General features: G+C 59.6%; 22 protein-coding genes. 5 read left to right on the top strand and 17 right to left on the bottom strand.

The genetic code is table 11. From position 1 onward, the window contains the following. Positions 1-2: 2 nt before the first annotated feature. The 8 genes from ACQZ45_RS25860 to ACQZ45_RS25825 all read right to left on the bottom strand — a co-directional run bounded on the left by ACQZ45_RS25860 (position 3) and on the right by ACQZ45_RS25825 (position 10382). On the bottom strand, positions 3-1652 hold the full coding sequence (locus ACQZ45_RS25860) for an ABC transporter substrate-binding protein (RefSeq protein ID WP_080849888.1): 1650 nt from the start codon (positions 1650-1652) through the stop codon (positions 3-5). A 462-nt stretch (positions 1653-2114) separates the two neighbouring features. After that, complete coding sequence (locus tag ACQZ45_RS25855) at positions 2115-4409, bottom strand: molybdopterin guanine dinucleotide-containing S/N-oxide reductase (RefSeq protein ID WP_112200707.1); 2295 nt, start codon at positions 4407-4409, stop codon at positions 2115-2117. A 17-nt stretch (positions 4410-4426) separates the two neighbouring features. Next, a complete protein-coding gene (locus ACQZ45_RS25850) occupies positions 4427-5833 on the bottom strand; it encodes an FAD-binding oxidoreductase (protein ID WP_080849886.1) in 1407 nt (468 codons plus the stop codon). A 121-nt stretch (positions 5834-5954) separates the two neighbouring features. After that, positions 5955-6557: a 2-hydroxychromene-2-carboxylate isomerase gene (locus ACQZ45_RS25845; protein ID WP_080849885.1), complete on the bottom strand. Its 603-nt coding sequence runs from the start codon at positions 6555-6557 to the stop codon at positions 5955-5957. Beyond that, positions 6554-7132, bottom strand: a complete 579-nt coding sequence (locus tag ACQZ45_RS25840) for a TetR/AcrR family transcriptional regulator (RefSeq protein WP_080849884.1) — start codon at positions 7130-7132, stop codon at positions 6554-6556. The genes ACQZ45_RS25845 and ACQZ45_RS25840 overlap by 4 nt, the downstream gene beginning before the upstream one ends. Positions 7133-7180: 48 nt before the next feature. Beyond that, the gene (locus ACQZ45_RS25835) at positions 7181-8209 is read right to left on the bottom strand and encodes a ketopantoate reductase family protein (RefSeq protein ID WP_448742611.1); all 1029 of its coding nucleotides are present in this window, start codon (positions 8207-8209) and stop codon (positions 7181-7183) included. Positions 8210-8529: 320 nt separating this feature from the next. Further along, a complete protein-coding gene (locus tag ACQZ45_RS25830; RefSeq protein ID WP_080849882.1) occupies positions 8530-9687 on the bottom strand; it encodes an ATP-binding protein in 1158 nt (385 codons plus the stop codon). Beyond that, positions 9684-10382: a response regulator gene (locus tag ACQZ45_RS25825; RefSeq protein WP_004431575.1), complete on the bottom strand. Its 699-nt coding sequence runs from the start codon at positions 10380-10382 to the stop codon at positions 9684-9686. Before ACQZ45_RS25825 ends, ACQZ45_RS25830 begins: the two co-directional genes overlap by 4 nt. Before the next feature lie 170 nt (positions 10383-10552). Between ACQZ45_RS25825 and ACQZ45_RS25820 the strand changes: the two genes are divergently transcribed. Continuing rightward, a complete protein-coding gene (locus ACQZ45_RS25820; protein ID WP_080849881.1) occupies positions 10553-11338 on the top strand; it encodes a phosphatase PAP2 family protein in 786 nt (261 codons plus the stop codon). 140 nt (positions 11339-11478) lie between these two features. Here ACQZ45_RS25820 and ACQZ45_RS25815 read toward each other — a convergent pair whose 3' ends face one another. From ACQZ45_RS25815 to ACQZ45_RS25775, 9 genes are all read right to left on the bottom strand, one after another. Continuing rightward, positions 11479-11763 (bottom strand): copper-binding protein, encoded by a 285-nt coding sequence (locus ACQZ45_RS25815; protein ID WP_004431579.1) that lies wholly within the window; start codon positions 11761-11763, stop codon positions 11479-11481. Positions 11764-11787: 24 nt separating this feature from the next. Then, positions 11788-12264, bottom strand: a complete 477-nt coding sequence (locus ACQZ45_RS25810) for a cupredoxin domain-containing protein (RefSeq protein WP_004431582.1) — start codon at positions 12262-12264, stop codon at positions 11788-11790. Between the two features lie 41 nt (positions 12265-12305). Next, complete coding sequence (locus tag ACQZ45_RS25805; protein ID WP_004431584.1) at positions 12306-13655, bottom strand: multicopper oxidase family protein; 1350 nt, start codon at positions 13653-13655, stop codon at positions 12306-12308. Between the two features lie 14 nt (positions 13656-13669). Next, entirely contained in the window at positions 13670-15133 is a 1464-nt protein-coding gene (locus tag ACQZ45_RS25800) for a TolC family protein (RefSeq protein WP_004431586.1), read from the bottom strand. Beyond that, a complete protein-coding gene (locus tag ACQZ45_RS25795; RefSeq protein WP_065663201.1) occupies positions 15130-15360 on the bottom strand; it encodes a hypothetical protein in 231 nt (76 codons plus the stop codon). Before ACQZ45_RS25795 ends, ACQZ45_RS25800 begins: the two co-directional genes overlap by 4 nt. An 87-nt stretch (positions 15361-15447) precedes the next feature. Next, the gene (locus tag ACQZ45_RS25790; RefSeq protein WP_080849880.1) at positions 15448-15861 is read right to left on the bottom strand and encodes a hypothetical protein; all 414 of its coding nucleotides are present in this window, start codon (positions 15859-15861) and stop codon (positions 15448-15450) included. A gap of 88 nt (positions 15862-15949) precedes the next feature. Then, positions 15950-16873 carry a hypothetical protein gene (locus ACQZ45_RS25785; protein ID WP_448742610.1) on the bottom strand — a complete coding sequence of 308 codons (924 nt, stop codon included), beginning with the start codon at positions 16871-16873 and terminating at the stop codon, positions 15950-15952. A gap of 123 nt (positions 16874-16996) precedes the next feature. Continuing rightward, the gene (locus ACQZ45_RS25780) at positions 16997-17896 is read right to left on the bottom strand and encodes a helix-turn-helix transcriptional regulator (protein WP_080849878.1); all 900 of its coding nucleotides are present in this window, start codon (positions 17894-17896) and stop codon (positions 16997-16999) included. Between the two features lie 105 nt (positions 17897-18001). Further along, complete coding sequence (locus ACQZ45_RS25775) at positions 18002-18448, bottom strand: acetyltransferase (protein ID WP_080849877.1); 447 nt, start codon at positions 18446-18448, stop codon at positions 18002-18004. A gap of 223 nt (positions 18449-18671) precedes the next feature. Here ACQZ45_RS25775 and bioB point away from each other — a divergent pair, with 223 nt between their 5' ends. From bioB to ACQZ45_RS25755, 4 genes are read left to right on the top strand one after another with little or no spacing between them, the layout of a single operon-like run. Further along, on the top strand, positions 18672-19691 hold the full coding sequence (bioB, locus tag ACQZ45_RS25770) for a biotin synthase BioB (RefSeq protein ID WP_019566574.1): 1020 nt from the start codon (positions 18672-18674) through the stop codon (positions 19689-19691). Beyond that, a complete protein-coding gene (locus tag ACQZ45_RS25765) occupies positions 19688-20830 on the top strand; it encodes an 8-amino-7-oxononanoate synthase (RefSeq protein WP_112200709.1) in 1143 nt (380 codons plus the stop codon). Before bioB ends, ACQZ45_RS25765 begins: the two co-directional genes overlap by 4 nt. Further along, positions 20827-21465, top strand: a complete 639-nt coding sequence (bioD, locus tag ACQZ45_RS25760; RefSeq protein ID WP_080849875.1) for a dethiobiotin synthase — start codon at positions 20827-20829, stop codon at positions 21463-21465. The genes ACQZ45_RS25765 and bioD overlap by 4 nt, the downstream gene beginning before the upstream one ends. Continuing rightward, positions 21462-22775 carry an adenosylmethionine--8-amino-7-oxononanoate transaminase gene (locus tag ACQZ45_RS25755; RefSeq protein WP_448742609.1) on the top strand — a complete coding sequence of 438 codons (1314 nt, stop codon included), beginning with the start codon at positions 21462-21464 and terminating at the stop codon, positions 22773-22775. The genes bioD and ACQZ45_RS25755 overlap by 4 nt, the downstream gene beginning before the upstream one ends. The last annotated feature ends 2 nt before the right edge of the window (positions 22776-22777 follow it).

Genomic DNA, 22777 nt, shown 5'->3' with positions numbered 1-22777 from the left:
CGTCAGTCGCTGATGGAGGCGGTGTAGTAGCTGGCATAAGCCACGCCGTTATACACTTCGCCCTTCAGCTTCGGGGACTGCACGTAGATCCGCTGCACGATCTGCGTTCGCGGAATGAAATAGCCCTGCTCAAGGACATATTTCTGCAGCTCATCGAGAAGCGGGCTACGCTCGTCGACAGAGCCGGCGCCGGCGATCTTGTCGCGCAATCCGTTGAGCGTCGCGTCGCGGTCGTCAAGGGCGAACCAGTTCTCGCCATTGTTGGCGTTGGTGAGAATGCTGGCGACGGTGCCTGCATCGATGAAGCTGCGCGTCACCTCATAGGTCGGGATGGCCGCACCGCCGAATTTGACCTTTTCACCAAAGGTCACGACGTCGTAAGCGCGAATAGCGACTTTCCAACCGAGCTTGCCGAGTTGCTGGGCAATGAGTTCATCGACCGACTTGGATGTCGCGAGATAGGGATTGGAGTGGATCGTCAGCGACAGCGGTTTGCCGTCTTTGGTCCGGATACCATCGGCGCCCTTGACCCAGCCCGCCTCGTCGAGCAGCTTTTCGGCCTTGGCGGGATCGTAAGCGAGAAGTGCGCTGTGGTCGGTCGCGCCCGGCACGTTGCTTTGGATGAAGGACGTGGCGAGCTTCCAGTCTGGCGTATAGACGGTGTCGATGATTTCCTGACGGTTCACGCCGGCCTGCAGCGCCTGGCGAACCTTCACATCATCATAGGGCGGAAGCTTGGTGTTGACCGCCCAGCCGTTGACGAAGCCGAGATAACGCGGCGTTGCGACGGTAAAGCCCTCTTCGTGCAGTGACTTCAGCTCCTGCGGCGAAGCATTATAGGCGACATCGGCCTGGCCGGACTGGACCGAGGCGACACGCAACGACGGTTCCGACACCAGCTTATAGGTGATGGAATCGAGGAAGGCTGGGCCGGTGTGGCCAACGGCGGCAGGACCCCAATTGTAGTCCTTGCGCTTGACCAGCTTGACGTAATCTCCCTCCTTCCAGGATTCGACCACATAGGGGCCGCTGCCGGAAGTCTTGCTGAGATCGGCCTGCTGGGTGGCGGGCTGGGCGATGGTCTTCGGCGAGATCAGGATCGAGCCGTGGTAACCGAGCGTCGGAATAAAGCCGAGCGTCGGCTTCTTGAAGAAGACCTTCACCGTGGATGCGTCCACCGCTTCAGCATGGTCGTAGGTCTTGGGGAAAAGACCGATCGGGTTGATGCCTTCGCTCTTGCGTCCGGCATACCAGATGTCGAGATTGGCGACGACCGCCGCTGCATCCAGCGGTGTGCCATCGGAGAAGGTCACGCCGTTTTTGAGGTGAAGCGTGAATTCGGTGGCATTGTCGTTCTGCTCCCAGCGCTCGGCAAGCCAGGGGCTGACCTTACCGTCGGCATCGACATAAAGAAGCTTGTCGGCGACATGGCCCCAGATATGGCCCTGAAAGCTGGAAATGGCGCTGTTGTTCGGGATCCAGGTGTCGCCGAGAGAATCGATGAGGAAGGTGATGTCGCCGCCATTGCGGGGGGTATCTGCTGCCTCAACCGAAGCAGGCGCCATCGTCGTCAGAAGCGCGATTGCCCCTGCGAGAGTGGTGGTCAGCAGACCCCGACGGGAGAAGGAAAAAAGCGAGGAACGTATCGTCATTAAAAAATCCTGATTGGTCGCGTTGTTTCTTGTCTTTGTGATTTCAGGAACTATCGCCGCTCTGCGCCGGTCTCTTGCGGGCACACGAAAGGCTTCACACGACAGCCTTGCCGGTGGTTTCAATGTCCTGAAATCGGGAAAAATGTGCCTGCGTTACCTCTTGGAGGGTCCGACCGATGTTACGGCTTAGCCGTTACTTTCAGCCATTGACGGCTCGTTCGATCGCAGGCCGTGCTTGCTGATACATCGTGCGGTCATGACGCGGTCCCTTGTTTCGAAATTCGGTTCTTGATGTCTAACGTAGCAGGGTGGCCAGAAGGAGAAAGACCAGTTGTTCTTTTTCTATCGAATTAATGGATTATTTTGCCGCGGTTTCCGAAGGTGGTAGGATCAGCTTTTCCGACGCCCGAAATACGTTGGCGGTGCGATTTTTCAGGTAGTGCCGGAACACCCGTCCCTCACTTATTTTGCAAATGTCATCTTTTCGAAAATCCGCACCGGAGGCGCCTCACCGGCAAAACGTTCGACCTCCACTCTGGTAATCTGACCGGTCGATCCCTGCGCCAGTTTCGAGGTGCCGATGTCGCGCGTCAGGATGTTCGGATTGCCGTGAATGCACATCGCTTGCTCTGCATGCCGGTCATGCGGTTCGAACCACGCACCCGTTGCCAGCTGCATCACGCCGTTGCGCACATCCGTGCTCAGGACGGCTGCGGCGAGGCAGCTGCCACGACTGTTGAACAGCCTGATGATATCGCCATCGGCAATGCCACGGCGGGCTGCATCTTCGGGGTTGATGCGCACGGGTTCCCGGCCCTTAATCTTGGTGGAGCGGCTGAAGGCGCCATAGTCGAGCTGGCTGTGCAGACGCTGATGCGGCTGATTGCAGACCAGATGCAGCGGATAGAGCGCTTCGTCTTCCGGTTTCGTCCTGCCGGGATACCATTGCGGATGGCCGCCGCAATCGTCATAGCCGAAACCCTCGATCGTCTCGGAGAAGATTTCGATTTTACCGGATGGTGTCTTCAGAGGGAAGGCTATGGGATCATCACGGAAGGCACGCGCAGGCCCTCCGTCATCCGGCTTGAGCGGCAGACCTATCTCTCCACGTTCCCAGAACGTTTCGAAATCGGGAGCCTCATGCCCACCGGCGGCAAGCGTCCCACGCGTTGTTTCATAGAGGAAGGCAAGCCATTCCCGGCTGCTGCGGCCTTCGGTGAAGGTTTCGAATTTGCCGAGCCGGCGCGCGATCTCGGAGAAGATTTCGTAGTCGTCGCGCGCCTCACCAACCGGTTCGATCAGCTTTTTCATCGCGATCATCAGAGGATCGCGGTCGGCGGCGCCAATGTCGTCGCGCTCCAGAGTTGTCGTCGCCGGCAGCACGATATCGGCATGCCGCGCAGATGATGTCCATGCGGTTTCGTGCACGATGATGGTCTCGGGCCGTCTGAACGCTGCCCGTAGTCGGTTGATATCCTGATGGTGGTGGAACGGGTTACCACCCGCCCAGTAAACCAAGCGGATATCGGGATAGTGCATCCTCTGGCCGTTATAGTGAAATTCCCCACCCGGATTGAGCAGCATGTCGGCAATACGCGCGACCGGAATGAAATCCGCGACCGGGTTTTTGAACTGGTTAAGTGTCGGCAGGGGAACGGCCAGCAGGTTCTTGCCGACATTGCCCAAAGCGCCGAGGGAATAGGAATATCCGCCGCCGTCGAGGCCAATCTGACCGAGCATGGCGGCAAGAACGATCCCCAGCCAGACGGGTTGCTCACCATAATCGGCGCGCTGAAGCGAATGGCTGACAGTGATCAATGTTCTCGCGCGCGCCATGGTGCGGGCGAGTTCCCTTATAGTTTCCGTGCCGATGCCGCAGAGCCCGGAAGCCCATTCGGGGCTTTTCGCCACACCATCGGTCCGGCCGAGCAGGTAGTCTTCGAAACGCTGATAGCCGACGGCATAGCGGTCAAGAAACGCCCGATCGTGCAGGCCCTCGGTGACGAGAACATGCGCAAGTCCGAGCATCAGCGCGACATCGGTACCGGGTATGACCGGCAGCCACTCTGCATTGAGGTCTTTCGGAAAATCGTCTTTTAGTGGGCTGATCAGCACGAATCGCGCGCCGCGTGCGCGTGCGCCATTCAGCTTCTGTGGCACGATATGCACGCTGTTGCCGCCGCCATGCACGTCCGTATTCTTTATCGCCATGCCGCCGAAGGCGACGATCAATTCGCTGCTGCGCTCGATTGCATCCCAGGTAACGCTCTTGCGGTCGAAATGATCGTAGGGTCCGAGCACATGCGGAATGATGACCATCGCCGCGCCTGAACTATAGGTGTTGACGGAGCGCACATATCCGCCAAGCGTGTTCAGAAAACGGTGGACCTGGCTTTGCGCGTGATGGAAACGTCCGGCGCTCGACCAGCCGTAGGAGCCGCCGAACACGGCTTGAGGGCCGTAATCGCCGTAAACCCTTTGAAGCTCCTTCGCGACGAGGTCCGCCGCCTGCGGCCAATCGACCTCCACATAGTCGTCCGCCCCGCGTATCTGCGCGTTGCCCGGTTTCCCCTCCAGCCAGCCGCGCCTGACCGCCGGACGCCGGATGCGCGCGGCGCTATCGGCGATTGCCGGCAGATTGGCGAGCAAGGGCGAGGGATGTGGATCGTCCGGATGTGGACGGATATCGAGCTTGCCATTCCGGTAGCTGCCGGAAAAGGCGCCCCAGTGGGAGCTGTGGGTCTTGTAGTTATCCATCTGCGAAATCCCGCACGTCAAAGCGTTTCTCGGCGGCTGGGCAAGTCTTGGCTCGGCAGGATCTTGCCCGGATTCATGATGCCGGCCGGATCTATGGCGTTTTTGATGATCGCCATGAGGTCCACCGCGTCGCCGTGTTCCTGCCGCAGATAAGCGATCTTGCCGGTGCCAACCCCATGCTCGCCGGTGGAAGTGCCGCCAACCGAGATGGCGTGCTGCACCATCTTCTTGTTGATTGCCGCCACCTCGTCGAGTTCGGCTTGATTTGCAGGGTCTACGGCGAAGACCACGTGATAGTTGCCATCGCCGACATGGCCGAGAATGGCGGCGGGCACGCTGCAGTCGCGTAGCAATTCCCGGGTCCTGACGATGCAGCCGCTCAACTCGGATACCGGCACGCAGACATCGGAAGACCAGCCCTTGGCGTTCGGGTGCTGCGAGACCACGGCGTAAAACGCGTTGTGGCGCGCCTTCCACAGGCGGTTGCGGTCCTCCGGCGCATTCGCCCATTCGAAATCCCTGCCGCCATTGTCTTCCACTATGGCAGCGACCATCTCGACCTGTTCCTTCACGCCAGCAGGCGAGCCGTGGAACTCGAAGGCGAGCGTGTCCTCGACCTTGAGGGAAAGACTGGAATAGGCGTTGACGGCCTCGATCAGGCCACGGTCCATTAATTCCATTCTCGCAACTGGAATGCCGAGCTGCACGACCGTAATGGCTGCCGCAACTGCCTGTTCGACGCTTTCGAAGGAGCAAAGTGCAGCCGAGATGGTTTCGGGAATTCCGTAGAGTCGCAACGTCACTTCCGTGATGATGCCGAGCGTCCCCTCGGAGCCGACGAACAGCCGCGTTAGGTCATAACCTGCTGATGATTTACGCGCCCGCCCGCCGGTGCGGATGACCTGGCCGTTCGGCAAGACGACTGTCAGCGACAGCACGTTTTCTCGCATTGTGCCGTAACGCACGGCGTTTGTGCCGGAAGCGCGGGTTGCCGCCATGCCGCCGATGGACGCATTGGCGCCAGGATCGATCGGAAAGAACAGGCCCATGTCGCGCAGATGCGTGTTCAGTTGCTCGCGCGTGACGCCGGCCTCCACCGTGCAATCGAGATCCTCGGCGCTGATGCGGACGATTTTCGACATGCGCGACAGATCGACCGAGACACCGCCACGCACTGCCGTCAGATGGCCTTCGAGCGAAGTGCCGGTGCCGAAGGCGATGACGGGAACACCTTCAGCGGCGCAAAGCCGCACGGCTTCCGCCACATCATCCGTGCTCTCGGCGAAAACGACGGCATCCGGGATCGCTGGCGTATGGTGGGATTCGCCACGGCCGTGTTGTTCCCGCAATGCCTGCGCGGTGGAAAAACGCTCGCCGAAACGGTTGCGCAAAGCGTTCGAGAGAGCGGGAGGCAGTGCGCTCATCGCGATACTCCGCGCGAAGAGGGCGGGAAAAGAGACATGAGAAACTCCACGGGAATGGTCTGGAGAGAGCCATGGCCGGGTTGCGGCCACGGCGTGACAGTCACCCGGTTTTCGGCGGGGATCAGGCGGCCAGTTTTTCGCCCTTGAGATGACGTTCGAGGAAGGGCAGGCTGTCCTGTCCCCAATACAGTTCGTCCTCGTAGCGGAATGTCGGAAGCCCGAACACACCGGCTGCCTTTGCGGCCTCATAATTGGCTTTCCGGATGGCTTCCACGGCATCGCTTCCGCCGCGTTCGTCCAGCGCCGCCCCGTCGAAACCGGCTTTGTCAGCGATTGCGCGGCGAACTTCGGCATTGCCAATATCTTGGCCTCCTTCCCAGAAAGCTTCCTGAAGCGCCTTGGTCAGCCTCAACCAGTCCTCGCCCGCATCGATCGCGGCAATGACCATGAAGCCGGCCGGCGTGGGATCGGAAAGGGCGGCGCGATTGTCGAAGTTAAGGGACTTGCCGCGCAACGCCGCCCATCGCTTCAAATCCTTCGTCCAATAGGCGCGGCGCGCTTCCGGACGGTTGCGTGAGTAGATGGCGCCATTATCCTCGATCAGCGGGATGACATAGGGCCGTATCGTGGCGTTGTGCTCGTTAGCGAGCGCGGCGAAAGGCTCCAGGCCGAGAAAGGCCCAGGGGGAGCCGATGCCGAAGAAATAGTCGATGGTCTTGGTCAAATCTTTTCTCCTGAGGATATCTTGCCGGTGGTGAGATCGAACACCGAGAGCGCACAGTCCCGGGCGATGAGTACGGCATGCGGATCGCGCCCGACCGCGACGGTGGCAAGTGCGCCTTCGTAAAGAAGCGAAAGGTGGGAGGCGGCCTGATCCAGTCGCACCCCCGCTTTCGACATGACGGTCTCGAAAATATCCCGCACCATTCTTTTGTGGGTTCGAGCCACGGTGACGACGCGTTCGGAATCGCCGTGTTCGGCAACCGCGAGTGCAAAGGCACAGCCCCTGAATTCAGGGCTGTCGGCCTTCTCGTAAAGCCGCTCGAAAATCACCCGCAGCTGGTCCCTTGGATCAATCGTCGCCGTCAGAACATCCTTCAGCGAGCGAATGACACGGTCGTGGCGATCCTGAAGATAGGCCGCGACAAGATGATCCTTGGACGGAAAATGCCGATAGAGAGTAGCTTTTGCGACCTTCGCTTCTTCGATGATGCGGTCGATACCGACTGCCCGGATACCTTCGGTATAAAACAGCGCTCCGGCGGCGGTGAGAATCTGGTCTGGAATGGCTTCTCTCATTTTATCGCTTCAGCTTGGTGGTTTCATGGGAAGAACGGGTCGCACGCATCATTGCGCGGCGGCGAGACCGGTTTTGTCGCGCTCGTGGAGCTGCCCGACAAAAGAAAGGATCGCGTCAAGCGGCACCGCCTTCGAGAAGCCGCCCTGATGCGCCAGCCTGCCGCCAAGAGACTGGATAGCCTCGTTATACGGTGTCGCGACGTTATGCAGACGGCCGAGCAGCACAATCTCACCGTTGAGAAAATCGACCTCGCTGGAAGCGCCGCGGGCAAAGCTCTGCCAGGTCGATTGCTGGCCGGGCTGAATGCCGCTGTTTTGAGCGATGCTCCAGCCTGAAATATCGACAGCCCGTTCAGAGGGAGAGGCGAGATTGTAGCCTGCTACCTCAAGCGCCTTGCGGGCTTCATTGACCAGCGCTTCGGCGATCGATGCTCGCAGATCGTCTTCTCCGTCGAACAGATCCAGCGCGTTGCGGACGTTATGAAGCAGTTTTGCCGATTTCCAGCGGCGGATATCGCTGCTGGTTTCCGCAAGATAATTGGCGCGTGTGAGGTCTGCGGCAATCTCCTTCGCCGTTTCGTCGGAACCGGCCGGGAAGCGCCCGATCGTGACCACGCCGACCTGCGGATTGCCGGCCGCCGCAACCGCGCCGGTTTGTGTAAACCGGGCAGGGGTCAGAATACTGGCGCCGTAGACATTGGCGAAGGTCCTGAGCGCCAGCGCTTCCGTCGCCAGACCGTTCTGAAAGGTAACCACCGGCAACTGCGTGGCTGTTAGACCTTCCACGCCGGATACCTGTCGCCATGACCAGTGTGCCAGAGTGGCTGCCGCATCCTGCGTTTTGACGGTCAGCAGCAGGATATCGTCGGGCGCCAGGTCCGGCGGAGCGGATACGTCGAAGGCGTTCAGCCTTATTTGTTGCGTGCCTGAGGGGCGTTGGTAGCTCAGCCCCTGTTCAATGATGGAGGCAATTTGTGCGCCGCGTCCGACCAGAGCATATTTGATGCCGGAAAGCTCGAACTGCGCGGCAAGGCTCGCGCCAACCGCGCCTGCGCCAATGATAACGTATCGTGTCACCTTTTCCCCCAATTCAACCGGGCCGATAATGCGCCAGTATCAATTGCAGCGGTGCAGTTTGCTGGATCGATACGGGATTTCGCTCAACATCGGTCCTCCCTGATGGCGACCAATGATGACAGCTAAACTAGGCATGAGGAGCGCCTCAAGAAAGACAGGTCGTTCTTTTTCTATCTATTTTATAGAAAATAATTCGGCGTAAGGAAAATTTGCGATCACCTTATTCCCGACAGCAGTCCTGGCGCGGCGAAACCCTGGAATAAGCCCCGACGAAGCACACCGTCAGCGCGCATGGGAGAGCATCAACTCGCCGGGATTTTTCAGGTGGCTGCCTTGAAGAGAACCGTGACGACGGTTCCGCCGTCTTGTCGCGGATCTATCTGCAAATCGCTGTCATGCGCCCTTGCGATCGCTCGAGCAATCGACAGGCCGAGGCCGGTGCCACCGGTCTTACGTGCACGCGACGGCTCTGTGCGCCAGAAGAGTTCGATGCCGTGTGCCTCGATGCCGGGGGGGAAACCCGGCCCGTTGTCTTCGATTGTTATGAAGGGACGTCCTTCCCGGACTCCGGTCGAGCAGAAGAGGCTCTTCCCGCTCGCCGCATAGCGGCGTACATTATCCATCAGGATGAGCAGCAGCTGTTGAAGGCGTTGAGGGTCGCCGCTAATTGGAGCCGTCTGCAGCGACATATCGAGACGAATTCCTGCCTCTTCGAGAAGAGGCCGTGCCGCCTCCGCCACGGCCGCGCATTCGGTAGCGAGATCGAGTGGCCGCATCTCCGTAACGAGACTGTTGGTTTCTGCCAGCGAAAGCGTCCGCAGATCGTCGACGAGACGCGCAAGTCCTTCCACATGGCCGATGAGGTGGCGAATGGCCTGCTTGTCGAGCGGAAAGACGTCATCGGCAATGCCGTGTAAACGGCCTTGCAGGATGGTCAGCGGGGTGCGCAGCTCGTGGGCTACCGCCATGGTGTTGAACTTCAACCGGCGCTCCATCATCTGAAGCTCCTGCGTCAAAGTCTCGAAACTGTCGACCAGAAATCCGACTTCGGCGATGCGGCTCGCCTTGATCTTTGCGCCTCCGCTGAAGTCGCCGGTCGCCATGCGCCGCGCCGCGTCGGCAAGTTCGCCGAGAGGTGCTGCAATGCGCCGGGAGATGAAATAACCAAGCAAGCTGCACAGGAAGACACCGAGCAATCCGAAGAGGAACACCGATTTGAGAAGTTCGCTATCTGCCTGGTCCTCCAGGCCCGGTAAAACCTCGATAAGGGCCTGAAGCTGGCTCTGATCCGGCATCACGCCCCGGTCAATATCCGAGAAAGCCTTGGCGGCATCAGGCGACAGTTGGGCAAGGATGCGCTCCTCAATGGTGTCCGAATACCAGGAAACGCCGAAATAGACCAACGCAACCGCAAAGATGAGCATTGTGGTGATTGTGATCGCCGTCATCGTGCGCAGGCGGAGCCGCCGGAACCTCATGATGTCTGCTCCCTGGCAAGCCGGTAGCCGATGCTGCGCACCGACACCAGATAACCGCCAGCACCGTGATCCGTCAGTTTTTTACGCAGATTGGCGATGTGCGTATCGACCGTGCGTGCCAGCGCATCGCTTTCCGGCAGGCAGGCATCCAGAAGATCGGCGCGCTGAAAGGCATAGGTGGGGCGACGCGTCATATGGGCAAGAATTCTGAATTCGCTGAGCGTCAACGGCAGAACGGTTCGTCCCGCATCGCTGCAAACAGCCGCGATGTAAGCTTCGGTATCTATTTCGATGGCGCCGAAACGCAGGATCCCTCCGCCAGTTGGCTGACGCGAGCGTTTTAGAACGGCATTCACCCGGGCGACCATTTCCTGCGGGTTGAAAGGTTTGACGATGTAGTCGTCGGCACCCAGGCGCAGACCGGTCAGCTTGTCCATATCTTCGGCAAGGGCGGTGACCATGATGATCGGTGTATCACGCTCCCGCCGTATGCGTGTCAGCACATCGATGCCATCGAGCTTCGGTAGCCCGATGTCGAGAAGAATGAGATCCGGCCGCAGCATGGAGAAATGCGTCATGGCCGTCTCGCCATCCCCGGCTCTAACGGTTCTGTATCCGTCACGAATGAGATAGGCGTCCAGAATCTGCATGATGTCGGGGTCGTCTTCGACGATGAGAATGAGACCTTTGTCCATGCTGACCTTACGAACTTACTGATATTACCGCTTTATTGCCGGGACGCTAAGCCGACGCAAAGCGCCGGGCAAGAGCTGTCGCCCGAGATAGATGCTGCAGGCACGCTTTTCCTCTCAGTCTTGAGACTTCCTCCGCAGAACCTTGACATTTCTACGGAAGAAAGCTGGCCATGCACCAGTATCTCTCCCATAAGACCGAACAGAAATGGCCAGGCCGGCCCGAAAAACCGAAGTTCCGCTTTGCCGTCATCCCCACGGCGCGCCAGACTTTCGCATGGGTTTCCGGCAGCCCATCCCTGCTCGCGCTTTCGACCACGCTTGCAATGATGGTCTTCTTCACTGTCAGGCCGGATATCGATCTTGACGCCAGTCGCTGGTTCTGGACAGATGGTTTTCGTCTTGGCGAGGATCAATTCTTGATTTCCGTCCGCGATCTGAACCGCGCACTTCCCGCCATTTTATTGTCCACGCTTGTCTGCCTGCTCCTTGCAACGCCATTTGTGTCCGGCGTGCGGCGTGCCATCCGCCCTCACAAACTGCTACTTGTTCTCACCTTTTATGCGCTTGGGCCGGGTGCGACCGTGCATGTGCTGAAAAACCTGTTCGGACGTGCCAGACCGCGGCATATCAGTGAATTCGGGGCGGATTTGTTTTTTACGCCCGTTCTTTCCCTCGATGGCAGCTGTTCGCGCAACTGCTCCTTTCCATCCGGCGAAAGCGCGTCCGCAATCGCCCTGCTAGCGTTCATCATCTTCCTGCCGGAAAAATTCCGCCTGAGTGCCACGGCGATCTTGATGCCGTTCATCGTGCTTTGCTCCCTAAACAGGGCAGCTATGGGCGCACATTTTCTCTCCGATGTCCTGATTGCATGGCCACTGATGCTCGCCGTGTTCCTCTCACTGCATCGGCTGTTCACGAAGCATGCGGACACAATCGACACTGTGCTTCTGCGCTAATTCATGGGAATACGGCATAGCGCCGAACAAAGGTCATGCCCCGAGCAATAAATTTGTGTCCGGGGTTCGTCCGCCGCCTGCTCAAATCGCACATGCCCGTGCCTGTGGTCTGGTACGGGCATGTGCAGACGAGGACTGCCTTATTTCACCTGCGCGACGACCAGCTTGCCATCCGCACGTTCGGCGATGAACTCGATGTTCGCGCCTTCCTTGAGCTTGGCGAGCAGGGCATCGTCCTTGACGCGGAACACCATCGTCATGGCGGGCATGTCGAGGTTCTTCAGTTCCTCATGAATGATGGTGACTTTCTTGGCGGTAGCGTCGACCTTCTTCACCGTACCCTTGGTGAATTCCTGTGCGAATGCGCCAAAGGGGGCTGTAAGCAACAAAGCGGCTGCAAGGGTAATTTTAACGATCGTCTTCATGGTCAGATTCCTTTTTTCGATTGGTTACTTGGCCGAAACTTTGAGATCGCCGCGCATGCCGGCCTCGTAATGTCCGGGCTTCAGGCAGGCGAATTCGAACATGCCGTCATTGGTGAATTTCCAGATAATTTCGCCGCTTTCGCCCGGCGCAAGGCTGATTGCGTTCGGATTGTCGTGTTCCATCTCCGGGGCCTTTGCCATGGCGGCCTTGTGCTCCAGATTTGCGCTCTGTTCGTCGAGAATGAATTCATGGTCCAGCTCGCCGACATTCTTCACGGCAAAGCGAACGGTCTTGCCCTTCTTGAATTCGAACTTGGCGGGCGTGAACAGCATCTTGCCATCAGGCGTTTCCTTCATGGTGACCTGTATGGTCTGGGTTACCTTGGATTTGTCGCCGGGTTCGCCAATCGCCATCGCTTCATGGCCGCCGCCGTGGGTGCCCGATGCGAAGGCGGGTGTGGCAAGAGCGGTGAGAAGCAGTGCAAGTTTCAGTCTGGTCATCGAATTTTTCCTTGGTTCTGGTGGGGATATGGTCTGCACGATCAGCCGTGTTTCATTGGTTTCGGCGTGATCTGTGTTTTCGGATCATTGGTCTTTTCGGTATCCGGCACGTCGCCGGTCCATTCCCAGGCCTGGGTACCGGGCGGGTTTTGGTACCAGCCGGGATCTGAGTAATCGCCCGCGGAGATGCCTTCGCGGACCTTCACCACGGAGAACATGCCGCCCATTTCGATGGGGCCGTGCGGACCCCAGCCGGTCATCATGGGAACGGTGTTCTCAGGGATTTCCATCTCCATCGCGCCCATATCGGCCATGCCGGCTGTACCCATCGGCATGTATTCCGGCCGCACCTTTCGGATCTTTTCGGTGACGGTCTTCTTGTCGACGCCGATGAAGGTCGGGACATCGTGTCCCATCGCATTCATCGTGTGGTGCGACTTGTGGCAATGGATCGCCCAGTCGCCGACATATTTGGCGTCGAATTCATAGGCCCGCATCGCGCCGACGGGTATGTCGATGCTGACCTCCGGCCACCGGGCCTCGGGCCGCACCCAGCCGCCATCCGTGCACGTCACCTCGAAATCATAACCGTGCATGTGGATCGGGTGGTTGGTCATGGTCAGGTTGCCGACCCTGACACGCACCCGGTCGTCCTTGGAGACCACCAGCGGATCGATGCCCGGAAATACCCGGCTGTTCCATGACCACAGATTGAAGTCCGTCATGGTCATGATTTTCGGAACGTAGGAGCCGGGATTGATGTCGAAGGCGTTGATCAGGAACACGAAGTCGCGATCAACAGGCATGAAGGTCGGGTCCTTTGGATGGACCACGAAAAAGCCCATCATGCCCATCGCCATCTGCACCATCTCGTCTGAATGCGGGTGGTACATGAAAGTGCCGGACTTCACGAGATCGAACTCGTAGACGAAGGTCTTGCCAACGGGGATATGCGGTTGTGACAGGCCGCCGACACCGTCCATGCCTGATGGCAGGATCATGCCGTGCCAGTGGACCGTTGTATGTTCCGGCAGCTTGTTGGTCACGAAAATCCGCACCCGGTCGCCTTCTACGGCCTCGATGGTCGGGCCGGGTGACTGGCCGTTATAGCCCCAGAGGCGGGCGGTCATGCCCTCCGCCATCTCGCGTTCCACCGGCTCGGCGACAAGGTGGAATTCCTTGACGCCATTGTTCATCCGGAAGGGCAGGGTCCAGCCGTTGAGGGTGACGACTGGATTGTAATCGGGACCGGTAGTGGGCTTGACGGGGGCTTGCGTCGCTGCCGTTTCCATCACGGCCGCTTCCGGCAGGCTGCTATTCGATGTCTTTGCCCAGGCCGCCGTGGAGACCATTGCGGCGCCGACGCCCAGAAAGTTTCTTCTATTGAACATGGTCGTTTCCTTTCTCAGTGTCCGCCACCGCTGCCGCCACCAGTGGCGGCAACTTCGGTCTCCGCGCCTGCCGTACCCGCGCCACCGCCGTAGATGGCGGGCGCAAGGCCGGCTTCCGCGAGCCAGAAGTCACGTTTGGCATTGATGGCGAGCAGGTTCGAATTGACCTTTTCGCGGCTGTCGGCGAGCAGTTCGAAGGTGTTGGTGAGCATGCCGTTATAGGTCAGCAGCGACTCCTCCTCGATCTTGGTCCGCAGCGGCACCACGCTGTTGCGATAGTGCCGGGCGATGTCGTAGTTCGAGCGATAGGCCTGATAGGCGGAGCGGGCTTCGGAGCGGATATTGACCGCTTTTTCGGCCAGCAGGTTTGCTGCGCGCATATAGGCGAGTTCGGATTCCCGCATTCTTGCCCGACCGGAATCGAAGATCGGAATGACGAATTCCAGCTCGGCATTGCCCGTCGTCTGTTTGTGTTTTTCGCCGTCTTCAAGTTCGCGTTCGGTCTCGAAGCCGGAACGAAGTTCTAGATCGGTGACGTATCGGGTGGCTTCTGTGAGTTTGAACGACCGGGCGGTCGATTCCAGATCGAGCTTCGCCATCTGCAAATCCACCCGGCGCTGCAGCGCCTCAGCCTCGATCATCTCACGTTTGGCCAGATCCTTTGGAAGCTGGGGCAGGCGGTTGGGGATGGAGTAGTCTATGTCCGCGCCCCACAGGCCCATCAGCCTTGTCAGTTCCTCCTTCGCAAGCCGGGCTTCAAGCCGCGCCTTGGCGATCTGGCCGGTCAGTTCGGCATAGAAGACCTGCTCGCGAGCCTGGCCTTCCTTGTTCAGCGAGCCTGCTTCGCCAAGCTTCCTCGCAAGTTCCGAGGCGGCATCCGCGGCTGTCTGGGCCTGCGCCAGCTGGCCGACATTTTCCCAGGCAGCAACCGCCGTGATCCAGGCGCGGCGGGTATCTGCCGCCAATTGCAACGTCTTCAGCGCGGCTGCGAGCTGCGCCTTTCGGAAGCCGGTATCGGCAATCTCGACATTCTGTTTGAGCGTGGCCAGTGCCAGAATATTGGTGACGATCACACCCTCGATCGCCTTGTAGGCCCGGAGCCCCGGAGTGCCGATCCCCGTCAATCCGATGCCGACCCTCGGATTGACCAGCATGGTCGATTGCCAGGCGGTTGCGGCCGATTCACCCAGATCGGCATAGGCCGCCTGAAGGCCCTTGTTGTTGAGGAGCGCGACCTGAACCGCCGTCTCGACATCGATTGTTTTCGCTGACATCAGCGATTTGACGCGGGTTGCGGTTGCCTGCGCCTCGGCCCGGTTCTGTATCCAGACAGTCTGCTTTCCTGTCGCCTCGGTCGCCCTGGCCGAAACGGTGGTGAAGCCTGCGTTCTTCGAGGTGTAGTCGGTGGCCGTGACGCAGCCGCCAAGAACGAGCGGGACGGAAAGGACGGCCGTGAGTTTGATCACGCGTAGCGTCATGATGCGTCTCCTTTCGGAGCCTGCGCATCGTTCTGGTTTCGCCAGGGCTTCGGGTCCACCGGCGCACGGTGCGAATAACCTGCGACCGGTGTCTGATAACGCAGAGGGGTGACGCCGAGTGACGGGTTTGCCGCGTCTTCATACGAGGCGGCCTCGTTCATCGAGGATGTGGCTGTGCAGCCGCCCAGCAAAAGGGGCGCTGCAACCACGATGTAGATAGGGTTCATGGTAATTTCCGAACAGGAGATGCAACGGCGCGACTGCGCTAAAGCCGTTCACGCACGATCATTGCCCGAGAGGCGGGCTTTGCCTGTTCAGATATTCGGTGGACGGTGAAGCAGCGGGATCTGGCCCACGGTCTTGCTGTCGTCAAGGAAGGAACGGATGGAATTGACGACTGGTACGCCAAGGGCGTCATGCGCAATCAGTACCGCCATGCCGAGACAGAAATCGTTGCAGCATTCCGGCTTCACGGGCTTTTTGACGCCGCTGTCGTGGTCTGCCGTATCCATATTATGGTGGTCGCTGGACATCATGGCCGAACCGCCATGGTCCATCATCGCGCCATGATCCATCATCATGGCGGATTGGGTGGTCTGCATTTCCGCGGTATCGGGGCCATGCATTGCGGCATTGACGGTGGAAACGCTGTATCCCGCCAGTGACAATATCATCACCAGTCGAAACAGCAGTGCCGTCAATTTCGATGTTCGCAACATCCCACGCATGCCCTGTAGAAGAGCCGCAGTCCTGAAGTTTGTCAATGGATATCGCTCATAACCATCAATAAATAGCACGCCTGCCGGTTCTTAAACCTTACACTGTCTCCATAAAGGCATCGTCGAGAATGAGGAGTTTACGTGCCTGCATGCGGGCATATTCCTCGTAAAAGCCCTGGGAGATCCAGAGAGCGGAACGCCCCTTCCGTCCGCTCCAGCCGATGCCGCCGATCAGTTCGGCCGCGCCAAGCTTGCGCCTGACATGGATTCGGGAAAGGGAGAGCGATGCCGCCAGTTGCGATGCTGTTTTCACATCCGTCAGGTGTCTGCCCTGTTCTGTCGGCTTTTCCCAGTCGATCCCGGCGATCAGGCGGTCCATCAGCAGCCCGCCCGCGTCGAACCAGTTGAAGATGATGGAAAGCGGGCCCGGGCAACGCACTTCCGGATTAGAAAGCAGCGCCGGCGCCACGCGGGGATGGATGTGTGCGAGCATGGTTTCGGACCGCTCGATGAACTGAGAGGCCCTGAACCCCTCATCGATGAGGTCCAGCGCCTGAAAATGCACGTCGTACCATTGGGCAAGCATCGCCAGCGTGGAAGGTGAAGGCACCACGCCATCGGCCGGCTTTTCGCCGGCTTGGTGCGCCGGTCTAGTCAGGCCGCGTTTCAGCGCCTCTTTGAAGAAGGCATAGGCGACATCATGGCTTGCAAGGCCGTGTTGGAGCGCGAGTTGGCCGAAATCTTCCCGCGTCAGGGCGGGTTCGTCCGTTCCGGTCTTGCGCTTTTGAAAATAGAGCGCCAACAGCGCGTGGCAAAGAAGCCGGCTCTGGCGCGTGGCGAAAAGCGCGGTTATGTCGGGCGAACCTTCGTAGAGGGTGATGAAACTTCCCGCCAGCAGCCGTAGTGCTGCCGCGAAAGCACCCGTTTGAAGCAACCGGTCGATTTCGCTGGGTGGTAGCCTGCGGCCAACGGCGGAGGCGTCCGGCAACCCGGAGATCGCGAAATCGAAAAAATTGGTCATGGGCAGCGCTCCTCGAATTGCCGGCACCACCCTCCTTGCGGAGTGTAATGAGGATTGGATGATCCATCGGCCTTACAGGGGTCGGGATGAGGCGTCTTCTCATTGCGCGCAGAGGTGACACTTTTAGGCCGTCGGCATGCCCGTGGCGCGGGCTTCGCCGGGCGTCATGCCATAGGTGCTGCTGAACACCCGGTAAAAGGTTGGAAGACTGTCGAAGCCGCAGCCGTACGCGACCTGCGTGATTGGCAGGGCGGGAGATTCCAGCAGCAGGCGTCGCGCTTCCTCGATCCGCATGGAGGCGAGCGTGCGGGAAAAAGACAGCTCTGCGCCTTCGAAAACGACGTGCAGTTGCCGAAGCGAAATGCCCAGTTCCTTTGCCACTGCGGCAGGCGTGAGGTTCTGCCAGGACTTTTTGCGCATCATGATGTCCTGGGCCGCATAACAAAGCCCGGTGCGGAGTGCGGCGCGCACTTCCGGCATTGCAGGCGAAAGCCGTCCACGCGCCGTCATGGCTAATCGGGCGATATGTGTCACATCGCGCACGGGATCGATGAGCCTGCCGCGTTCGGCGTTCAGCGCGTTGAAGAGCGCCCGGAACGGCCGGGAGAAGGCGGTCTTGTCGGCGTAACGCGTGGCGAACAGGTCATCGGCCGGTCGGCCAAGCATGACTTCGTCGTCGACAGGGATCTTGAGCATCTTGTAGTGAAAATCCGCCTCACCGCCGGGTATCGCGTCATAGGGCAAGTCCGAATAGTTGATGGTGAAATCACCACCGCAAACGGCATGGATCCTGTCTCGACCGGCATGCAGCAACCCCGAACCCTTCACCTGCAAGCCAATGCAGAGGCTGTCGCCGGCAATGCGGGCAATATCGGCTTCCGTGCGGTTGACCCGGTAAGAGGAAGCGCGCATTTCGCTTACGACGGCGCCTGCAACAGAGCGCGCCTGAAACGACCCGCTGAAGGTCTGGCGGCGATCCGGCGCAAGCTCGATCGTTACGCCAAACAGGCTTTTGCCGCGCACTTCGCGCCATTGGTCGAAGCGGTGCTCGGGCTGAAAATCCTCGGTTGCGAAACGGATGATGGTGTTCGTGGCTTGCTCCCCCCAGATGAGCCATGTCCCCCCGGCTTATTGTTCGGTTGCGCCAAACCCAAGATGGACGAGCGGATAGGGACGTCCCTGCCCGTCGAGGTCGGAGCGTCCCGTCGGCTTGAAACCGAGCCGGCGATAAAAGCCCATGGCCTGCGTATTCTGTTCGTTGACATCGGTGGTCAGCGCGGGGTGTGTGGCAAGTGCTGCCTGCACGAGCGCCTTGCCGATGCCTCTGCCGTGATAATCCGGATCGATGAAAAGCGCTTCCATGTGCCCTTCATGCAGAAACATGAACCCGAGAGGCTTATCCGACGCATCAACGGCGAGCGTCAAAGCGGCCTCGGGAAGAAAAGCCGTCACTTCTTCCTCGATTGCGGCGCGATCCGCTCTGTGAAGAAAATCATGGGTAGCGTCTACGGCCTTACACCATATTTCAAGGATGCGGGCCGTGTCGCGAGCGTTGGCGGGACGAAATGTGATCATGCCTCACCCATAGCAATTGCGGCGTTTTTGCGCCATGGGTCTCTTTCGCAAGGCGTTTTCCCATTCGCTAAATCCCCGCAGCCAAACGCCGCAGTCTTATCCCGCATATTTCTTCGATCTCCGGTGCCTGACGTTTTTCTCGAAAAAAGTCCTTGCAAAAGGGTCCGATAAAAAAATAGATAAAAATAAGTTCTATCTATTTATTTGAAGGGAAGATCGCCGGATGAATCAGATTATCACGGAAATTGAACAAAATCAGGCGCAGATTCCCTCAATCAAAGCGGATCCTTCACTCGAAGAAGCAAAAATTATCTATAATTTACCATTTAATGACCTCCTGTTCCGGGCACAGCAGGTGCATCGTCGCCATTTCGATGCCAACGCCATCCAGATGAGCCGGCTTTTATCGATCAAGACCGGCGGCTGCCCGGAGGATTGTGGTTATTGCAGCCAGTCCGCCCGCAATCCAACAGGTCTGAAGGCTTCCAAACTCATGGAGGTGGAGCGAGTGCTGGCAGAGGCGCGCAAGGCGAAAGAGGGCGGGGCGACGCGCTATTGCATGGGAGCGGCGTGGCGCAACCCTAAGGAGCGCGACATGGAGGCGGTGGTGGCCATGGTCGAAGGCGTCAAGGCGCTCGGCATGGAAACCTGCATGACACTCGGCATGCTGACGCCGGAACAATCCGAACGTCTCGCTCACGCCGGGCTAGATTACTACAATCACAATGTCGATACGTCGGAGCGGTTCTATTCGGAGATCATCACCACCCGCACCTTCGAGGATCGGCTGGAAACGCTCGCCAATGTTCGTGATGCCGGCATGAAGGTCTGCGCCGGCGGCATTCTCGGCATGGGAGAAACGGTCGAGGACCGTATTTCCATGCTGGTAACCCTTGCCAATCTGCCGGTTCCGCCGGAAAGCGTGCCGATCAACATGCTGATCCCGATCCCCGGCTCGAAGCTTGCCAAGGCCGCTCCGGTTGATCCGATCGACTTCGTCCGCACCATTGCGCTTGCGCGCATCCTCATGCCCCGTTCGCATGTGAGGCTTTCCGCCGGACGTACCGAAATGAGTGATGAGACGCAGGCGCTCTGTTTTCTGGCCGGGGCGAATTCCATCTTCGTCGGCGAGACGCTGCTGACGGCGGATAATCCGGGGGAAGATCACGATACGGCGCTGTTCCGGCGACTGGGCCTGAAGCCGATGGCGTTGCAAACGGCGGAAGCGGGAGAGACCCGGTGAATTCGTCGGCGCTCTCCGCCTATGAGCTGAAGCTTGCCGGTCTGCACCGCAAGTCGCGCCTGCGGGCGCTAGCGCCCCGGCAGGGTATCGACTTCACCTCCAACGACTATCTCGGGCTTGCCGATGCACCCCGGCTGAAGGCGGCGATCACTGACGCAATCGAGAGGGGCGTGCCTGTGGGTGCAGGTGGTTCGCGGCTGCTTCGTGGCAACCATCCCGAACATGAGGCGCTTGAAACGGAGGCGGCGGTATTTTTCGGCGCTGAGAGGGCGATCTATTTCGGTAGCGGATTTGCCGCCAATGCCGCACTTTTTTCCGCACTGCCGCTACGGGACGACCTCGTTCTCTACGATGCGCTGATCCATGCCAGCGTGCATGACGGCATTGCCGCCGGCAAGGCGAAGGCGGTCGCTGTGCCGCATAATCAGGTTGAGGCATTCGAACGGGAAATAAACCGATGGCGGCAGGCGGGCGGCAAAGGTCGCCCGTGGATCGCGGTGGAGAGCCTCTATTCCATGGATGGTGACCGGGCGCCGGTTGCGGCCCTTGCCGACCTCGCCGGGCGACATGGCGGCTTTCTCGTCGTCGATGAGGCGCATGCCACCGGCGTGTTCGGGCCGGGCGGGCGCGGCCTGGCCGCTGAACTGGAAGGTCGGGGTAATGTCTTGGCGCTGCACACCTGCGGCAAGGCGCTTGGTCTTTCTGGCGCGCTTATCAGTCTGCCTGCGGTTCTTGCCGATTACCTCACCAACCGCGCCCGCGGTTTCATCTATTCGACCGCGCCGTCACCGCTGATGGCGGCGGCTGTGCGGGAGGCCTTGCGGATCGTCGCCGACGAGCCCTGGCGGCGCATCCGTCTGGAAGAACTGATAAATTTGGCCAGCGAACAATTACGATCCCGGCTGGGCGTGACGCCCGGCGGCTCGCAGATATTGCCGGTGATGATTGGTGACAATGCGCGTGCACTGAAGATCGCCACGCGTATGCGAGACGGCGGCTTCGACGTGCGCGCTATCCGCCCGCCAACGGTGCCGGAAGGCACGGCACGCCTGCGCATATCCATTACGCTCAATGTCGAGGAAAGCCAGATCGCCGATATGGTCGGGCTGCTCGCCCTCGCCATGGAGGAGGAACGATGAGCCTCCGTTTCATCGTCTCGGGCACCGATACGGGTATCGGTAAGACGGTTTTTTCTGCGGCGCTTACTTACGCATTGCAAGCCCATTACTGGAAGCCGGTGCAATCCGGGCTCGAGGAAGAGACCGACAGCGAGGTGGTGGAGCGGATGGGTGGCGTGCCGCGCACGCGCATCCTGCCGGAGGCCTATCGCCTGAAAATGCCGGCCTCACCGCATCTTTCGGCCCGCTTCGACAATGTCACGATCGAGCCCGAGCTTTTGCTGCCGCCGGAAACGGATGGGCCGCTGGTGATCGAAGGGGCGGGCGGTCTGCTGGTGCCGCTGACCGACACATTGCTGTTTGTCGATATTTTCGCCCGCTGGCGAATTCCGCTGATCCTGTGCGCCAGAACCTCACTCGGCACCATCAACCACACGCTGCTGTCGCTCGAGGCGCTGCGGCTGAGAGCCATTCCGGTGCACGGCGTGGTCTTCATCGGTGATGAGAACCGGGAAATTCAGCGCATTATCGCCGATATCGGCCGAGTTCGCTCGCTTGGCCGCTTGCCTCGCATACCGGAGATGACTGCCGAGACGCTGCACCATGCATTCGCTCAACAATTCGATCTCGCTGATTTCCTGGAGGTGCCGGCATGAGTCGTTCCCGCGTCTGGCATCCTTTCACCCAGCACGGGCTGGAACCGCCGATGAAACGCATCGTCTCGGCGGAGGGCGCCTATCTGGTCGATGAGGATGGCCAGCGGTTGTTCGATGCAATTTCATCCTGGTGGGTCATCACTCACGGCCACCGGCACCCGGCAATCATGTCCGCCATCCGCGCAGCGACCGAGACCTTCGACCAGATCATTTTCGCCGAGTTTTCGCACGAGCCGGCCGAAACGCTGGCCAAAGGGCTGATCGAACTCGCGCCTGCCGGCTTGGAACATGTGTTTTATTCCGATAGCGGTTCGACCTCGGTGGAAGTGGCGCTGAAAATGGCGCTCGGTTATTTTCACAATTGCGGTGAAAAGCGAGATCGCATCGTGGTCATGGAGCACGGCTACCACGGTGATACGATCGGCGCCATGTCGACGGGCGAACGCGGCGTGTTCAATGCTGCGTATGAACCACTGCTATTCGGCGTCGACCGACTTGCTTTTCCGGAAGCGGATTGTGAGCAGGAGACGCTCGACATGTTCGAGAGCTTTTGTCGTTTGGGCCGAGTCGCCGCCTTGCTGATCGAGCCGCTTGCTCTAGGTGCCGGTGGCATGAAGATTTACCGCGCGGACGTTCTCGCCGGACTGAAACAAATTGCCGAACGCTACGGTTGCCTTGTCATCGCCGACGAGGTGATGACGGGCTGGGGCCGGACAGGAACCATGTTCGCCTGCGAGCAGGCGGGAGTTTCACCGGATATTCTGTGCACCTCCAAGGGGCTGACCGGCGGCTCCCTGCCGTTGGCAGCGACCTTGTGCAGTGGCGAAATCTTCGACGTGCACTTCTCGACCGATCGCCGCAAGACCTTTTTCCATTCGAGTTCCTACACCGCCAATCCGATTGCCTGCGCTGCCGCTGTCGCCAATCTGCAGGTTTGGCGGGATGAGCCAGTGGTGCAGCGCATCGGTCAACTGCAAGAAGTGCTGCGCGACAATCTCGGGAGATTTGCGGATGACAGGCGCTTCACCAACATACGCCAGATTGGAACCATCGCAGCGATTGACCTCGTCGTGCCCTCCGGCGGTTATCTCGCGGAGGCGGGGCCACGCATGCGGCAATTGTTCCGCGAGCGCGGGCTCATCATCCGCCCGCTCGGCAATGTGCTCTATCTGATGCCGCCCTATTGTTCGACGGCGCAAGACCTCACCCGTGCCTTCGACGCCATGGACGAAGTGGCCTCGATCGTGACTGAAGCCGCTCCGGGGGAACCCGGCGCGGCCGCGATCAAAAACCGTCTCCGAAAGGCCTGACA

This window comes from Agrobacterium sp. 16-2014-1-2a (genome assembly GCF_053522705.1).
This window is presented reverse-complemented; position numbering and strand designations above follow the sequence as displayed.